Below are 1,416 nucleotides of genomic sequence, written 5' to 3'. Positions count from 1 at the left end.
ACCAGACGAACGAGATTGCGCAGATGCAGAACACCTCGCTGTACCATGTGAACACGCTGCTGGATAACGCGCGGTTCATCGTGGTGGAACTGTGCCGAGATGCCTGAGAGGAGGCAATGACAGAATGAAAAAGCGGAAGCTGGAGCTTTACATTACCGGAAAACTCATGTCCGCATTGATGGTGGGCAGGCCTGCCATCTTCAGTACCGGTGGTGAGATGTACCATACGGCCCCTGTGGTGAAGATCCATGAGACGGAAACGCAGGAGATTCACTTTGAGACATCCACCACCCACTACTACATCAAGCCCCGCCCTTTTGTACTCGCGGCCCTCAACCCGCGCCGACAAACGCTGGTCGCGTGTGCGTAAAGGGTTGAATGTTCACAGAATGATTTGATAATAGCCGTGGCGGCGCTTTGCTGCCACGGCTTCTTTTGACGGGATAAGAGGTGAAATTGACTATGTATGAAGAAAAAGTACGCAAATTCAAATGTTATTACTGCCCAGATTGCAAGCTCTACGCCGGGTCTGAAACGAAAATAGTTCACGGTCGGCGCATGAAGCCAAACACAAAATACTGCACCGGCGGCAAAAAGATCACCATCTTTCGCTCTGATGACCCCAAGGTAAATGTACCGAAATGGTGTCCTAAGCGGCGTGTGCCGCCCACATTGCGAATCTACCACTTCCGTTCACCGGAAATCGAGGCAGGAGAGAACATGCTTGCGGCCAACGGAATCTCGTTTTTCCCATACCCCAGCCGCTATGCAGTGCGGTATGAGGGAGAGTCACCTTATACGGCGATGGATTTTGCAAGGCAAATTAAAAAGCGTCCTCTCGCGGAGCTACTCTCTATGCAGCTATTGCCCTATGAGATTCTGGAAATCGACGATGGTATCCGCCCGTACTGTTTCCTTGTAGAACGTCTCGGTCATGTGCGGTGCATTCGCTTCAAAAGTGACATTGCACGCGAAAGTAAGTATGAAGAGTCCGGCGGCAAAGCGATTTGATCCTATGGAATCATGCAGATGTTCCATTCACAGTCACATGTAAAAGCGTCAAATCAGGCTGCCGCAGTACGTTTATTGCTTGCCTCAAGCCTATAAATGCGCTCTTTTGACAAAAATCTCCGTCACATCATAAGTGGCGGAGATTTTCTATTATCGATTCACATCAAAAATTTCGATGCAGTGTGCAAACAATACGCACTGCTCTTGATACAAATCCTCGTCGAATATACCGCTTACTACGGAATATTTTCGCAAAAGATTTTTGTACCGGACAAACAGTTCCTCAAAAGCCGATGTACTTCCCAATTTCGCTGAGAGTAACAGTTCCATAAAAGTCATTTTACATCCCCCATTTCGGCTCTCAGCTTTTTAATGCTTCTATAATAGGCAGATGCCACTCCTTTT

General features: G+C 48.2%; 3 protein-coding genes. 2 read left to right on the top strand and 1 reads right to left on the bottom strand.

Annotated features, from left to right (window positions below; all coding sequences use genetic code 11):
• Nucleotides 1–124: 124 nt before the first annotated feature.
• Together B5D32_RS14680 and B5D32_RS14675 are read left to right on the top strand one after the other, a co-directional pair.
• Entirely contained in the window at nt 125–370 is a 246-nt protein-coding gene (locus B5D32_RS14680) for a hypothetical protein (protein WP_078785684.1), read from the top strand.
• Nucleotides 371–462: 92 nt separating this feature from the next.
• Nucleotides 463–1,011 (top strand): hypothetical protein, encoded by a 549-nt coding sequence (locus B5D32_RS14675; protein WP_078785683.1) that lies wholly within the window; start codon nt 463–465, stop codon nt 1,009–1,011.
• A gap of 150 nt (nt 1,012–1,161) precedes the next feature.
• On the opposite strand, the gene B5D32_RS14670 is transcribed toward B5D32_RS14675, so the two are convergent.
• Entirely contained in the window at nt 1,162–1,341 is a 180-nt protein-coding gene (locus B5D32_RS14670; RefSeq protein WP_242943484.1) for a helix-turn-helix domain-containing protein, read from the bottom strand.
• Nucleotides 1,342–1,416: the final 75 nt, after the last annotated feature.

It is taken from the genome of Gemmiger formicilis (assembly GCF_900167555.1).
Taxonomy (GTDB): Bacteria; Bacillota; Clostridia; order Oscillospirales; family Ruminococcaceae; genus Gemmiger; species Gemmiger formicilis.
The sequence above is the reverse complement of the archived record's forward strand: the minus strand, read 5'-3'. Positions and strand labels throughout refer to the sequence as shown.